This window comes from Acidithiobacillus concretivorus (assembly GCF_018853445.1).
In the GTDB taxonomy this organism is placed as follows: domain Bacteria; phylum Pseudomonadota; class Gammaproteobacteria; order Acidithiobacillales; family Acidithiobacillaceae; genus Acidithiobacillus; species Acidithiobacillus concretivorus.
In genome coordinates this window covers 1-4,176 of sequence record NZ_JABELD010000090.1, presented here as the reverse complement: position 1 = coordinate 4,176, position 4,176 = coordinate 1, and the positions used below count along the sequence as shown (strand labels likewise).

Below are 4,176 nucleotides of genomic sequence, written 5' to 3'. Positions count from 1 at the left end.
CACTTTGGCTATGGTTTCCATGCAAATCACTCCAGTTTCCTCCGGACAAATCCGGCAGGATATCAGGTGGTCAATTTACACGCTGTTTTCCACCCAGTTCTGGCAACTTTTGCACGCTGTTTAACACCCGTCGTAATGGTTTGCCTACGGCGAGTTTCAATGGCTACTACGTTCAGGCCAGCTATATTCTGACCGGGCAATCCCGTAACTTCAAACCGAAGATTGGTGAATTTCATTATCTGAAAGACATCGGTCCTGGCGGCGCATGGGAAGTGGCCTTACGGTATGATCGCCTGAACATGAATGACGCCAAGGCCGGAATTTATGGTGGTCGCGGCAGTAACATTACGGCGGGTATCAACTGGTATGCCAATGAGCACGTACGTCTGATGCTGGATTATTCTCATGCCCACCTTGGCGATATCCCCACCAGCGCACCGGCGGGAGCCAGCTATGTGAATAGCCCCCTCTATAATACGGATTTGAATATTCTTCAGTTCCGTGGTCAGTTTCTATTTTGATACCATAAAATCAGGCCGGGCGCCGTGGTGCCCGGCCTCGGGGAGCTTCTATGAATCAACAATGGATATTGCGCAGCTTGGCTGTATGGTCGCTGATGCTGGGTTTACCGGCGAGTGCTGCGGGCTTAACCGCTGCGGACTTGCAAGTTCCGCTGGCGGATGTGTCCGTGGCTGGTCATCTCCTGCATCTGACGGTGGGAATGGGTAGTGGTTTGGCTCATGCTCAGGGTGCGCCAGACGATACTTTTTACGCGATGACAGATCGCGGTCCGAATATTGCTTGCAATAAGTCAGCGAAAATATTCGGATCACAAATTTGTCAGAGTGATGGCATGGTGTTTCCGGTTCCGACCTTTACGCCCAGCATTTATAAACTGCAGGTTAGGGGTAACCATGTAAAGGTTCTTCAGTCCTTGCCTTTGCATGCACCCAATCAAATGGCGATGACGGGGCTTCCTCCGGCATTGATGCATTCAGAACATGCCCTGAATGCCGAGTTGCAGACGCTGGGAAGCAGCCCGAACGGGATAGACAGTGAGTGTATCGCCGCGTTAAAGGCAGGCGGGTTCTGGGTAGGTGAGGAATATGGTCCGAGCCTGCTGCGCGTAAACGCCGAAGGGGTGGTGTTGGAACGCCTGGTTCCTAAAGGTAGTGAAAGCGATTACGCAGGCAGTGCAGTGCCCATTCGGGCGGCGCTTCCCCCATTGCTGGTAAAACGTACGGTGAACAGGGGTTTTGAAGGTATCGCTTTGGCTCCAGATCAGCGCGCTCTTTTTGTCACTTTGCAAAGTCCCTTTTCCAACCCGGACAAAGAAACCTTTAAGCATTCCCGCAATGTGCGCATTCTGAAAATTGCACTTAATGGGCAGGGTGACTTTGAGAAAATGGCGGGAGCCTATGTGTTTCAGGTGCCCAGAGCGGATCAATTGGCACCGGGTGAAAAGCAGAAAGATGTGAAGGTTTCAGCGCTCAGTGCCGTCAATAATCATGCGGTTTTGGCCATGGTCCGTGCCGGTAAGGGTGTTCAGGTCTATTTGCTGAATTTTGCTCATGCAAGCAGTTTGTTGGGTACTGCCTGGGCCAAGGCCGAAATGTCGCCCAGCCTGGAGGCTCAAGACGATCTGGAGCGGGTGGGTATTACACCGGCCAAGGCCACTCTGATTTACGATGCTTCGGCAGGGCATGACAAGTTACCGGAAAAAGTTGAGGGTATGTCCTTGCTGAATGATCGAGAGCTGGTTTTTATCACCGATAATGATTTCGGTATTCGTGGCGACCAGACCGAGATGCTGCGTGTTCCTCTGGATGCCAGGGCTGTGGCATTGTTGCGTCAGTCGGCCTAGGCGCTTTTTGCGCCAACGTCCCCAAGCCCACCGCCTATTTCCAGGATGATGGATACCTCTTTCAATCCGTTTCTGTCATAATCGTTATATCTATATGGAAATAACGTCACAAAAAGTTCATAAAACTGTCATCATCTTGTCATATAGCTTCGTTATTATGCCCACAGTGTTGCAAAGAACCCTAAATCGAGGAGGTCACATGTTGAAGAAAAACCGCGTTGCCGTTGCAATGTTTGCTGCCCTGAGCGGCTTTGCTGCTGTCGCCCATGCCGACACCAGTTCAACAGGAAATACCCTGGCTGACTTTTTTATGCACAGCAAGGTAGATGGACAAATTCGTTCTTATTACTTCAACCGCTTTTTTGGTGGGACCCAGCCAAACGCCAGAGCCTTTTCTCTGGGTGGTTATATTAATGTGCATACGCCTTCTGCAGCCGGTTTCAGTGCTGACGTGGGTTTTTATACGGCCAATAGCTTGGGAGCCAATCCTGGTAATCAGACTGTCAACGATGTGACTTTAATGGGATTAGGTGACTCAATCAATGCGTTGGGTCAGGCTTATCTGCAATATGCTATCCCCGATGTGGTGATGATTCGGGCGGGTAACCAGGAAGTGAACACCCCATTTGTCAATGGTTCTGATTCCCGCATGATTCCGGCCACTTTCCAGGGCATATTTGCACAAGTAACGCCTTACTGCGGCTGGAATATATACGGTATGCGGATGTTCCGCTGGAAGAGCCGTACCTCTGGTGACTATTACCGCGATAACCTGTACTACAACACCGGTTTCGACGGTGACCCCATTTATGGTGGCGCTGCTGACCTGCCTGCGGGTACCCCTGCTTCTAATGGCATTTTGGCGTTTGGTACAAGTTACAAGAGATATGGTATCAACGCCCATGCGTGGTATTACAACTTCTACAACTTTACCAATATGTTCTACGGCGATGCCAGCTATACCCTGAAAACCGGCATGGGACTGGATCCATTCCTGGGCGGCCAGGTGGTGCGTGAGTGGGATAGCAATAGTCGTCTTAATGGCACCAACGGCGCTGGTGAAGTCGATCATTTTAAAGGTGATAGCGTCAACAGCACGACCTGGGGTGTGGAAGGTGGCGTCAAATATAACCTGGATAACGCCATTTTCGGCAAGGGTGCGCTGACGGCCGCGTACAATCAAATTGAGTATCACCCCGGAGCTATCGGGGGGGGTGCCATTGTTTCGCCTTATACCGTGGGTTATGCGACGGACCCTCTTTACACCACGTCCATGATTCGTGGTCTGGTGGAAATGGGCCCCGGTCATGCCTGGAAAATCAGCCTGAGCCAGCATTTCCTCAATAACAGCTTTTTGTTTCAGACTTCCTATGCCCAATACCAGTTGCAAGCGGCGGGTTATGCCAACGATATCTACGGCGATCTGACTTACTTCCCCAAGGGATTCCTCAAGGGTCTGTCCATTCGTGACCGGGTGGGCGTGGCGCATGGTGACTTGTCTGCGGCCCAGGCCGGCTACTTCATCTATAACCGCGTGATGTTGACCTACGCATTCTAAGCTGACGCATACTGCGAAACTCAGGGAGAACAATGATGATTGCCAAAAAACACGTATTACTCGCGGTATTGGTGATGGCGGCGGCCGGTTGTGCGGAAGCCCCATTTCAGGGCTGTCCTGCCAACAAGGCGCCGGTAGCGGCGCCTGTGGTGGCTCCGGCTCCTGCCCCCGTTCCTGTTCCGGCGCCTATTGCGCCGGTGCAGCGCACCGTTCTGCAGAGCAAACCCATTACCATCACGGGTATCAACTTCAAGCTGAATTCTTCCAAACTTATGGGCCATGACATCCAGGTTCTGGACCAAGTCGCGGATTTTGCCCAGAAACACAACAGCGCGGTACTGGATGTCAATGGTTACTGCAGTAAGGTTGGCAGCTACGCCTATAACCAGCGGTTGTCAGAACAGCGTGCTGACAGTGTTGCTCAGTATCTGGAAGCCCATGGTGTGTCCCGTTCGCGGATGGTGCTGAAGGGCCATTCCTACAATGATCCAGTGGCCAGCAATGCAACGGCGCAGGGTCGTTTTGCCAACCAGCGGGTGGAAATCAATTCGACCGTTCAGGTGGAAAAAACCGTCAACTAACGATTAAGGTATTTCCTGATAATGTAACGATTTTACCTCTGCAATGCTCATGGCATTGCTCCTCCTCTCCTCGCCCCGCTCTGCGGGGCTTTTTTATTATCCTGAAGACGGCCGTGGGGCTGGGGGCTTTTTGCTCCAACGTCCCTTGTCTGTTGTTCTAAGGCTCATCCTGC

4 protein-coding genes are annotated in these 4,176 nt (G+C 51.8%); all 4 read left to right on the top strand.

Annotation, left to right across the window (positions count from 1 at the left end; all coding sequences use genetic code 11):
• A partial coding sequence (locus HJG40_RS11570) for a porin (protein ID WP_215864338.1) occupies positions 1 to 521 on the top strand: 521 nt, incomplete at its 5' end.
• Between the two features lie 50 nt (positions 522 to 571).
• Entirely contained in the window at positions 572 to 1,864 is a 1,293-nt protein-coding gene (locus HJG40_RS11565; RefSeq protein WP_215864337.1) for an esterase-like activity of phytase family protein, read from the top strand.
• 199 nt (positions 1,865 to 2,063) lie between these two features.
• Entirely contained in the window at positions 2,064 to 3,422 is a 1,359-nt protein-coding gene (locus tag HJG40_RS11560) for an OprD family outer membrane porin (RefSeq protein WP_215864336.1), read from the top strand.
• A gap of 35 nt (positions 3,423 to 3,457) precedes the next feature.
• Positions 3,458 to 4,003 carry an OmpA family protein gene (locus HJG40_RS11555; RefSeq protein WP_215864339.1) on the top strand — a complete coding sequence of 182 codons (546 nt, stop codon included), beginning with the start codon at positions 3,458 to 3,460 and terminating at the stop codon, positions 4,001 to 4,003.
• Positions 4,004 to 4,176 lie beyond the last annotated feature (173 nt).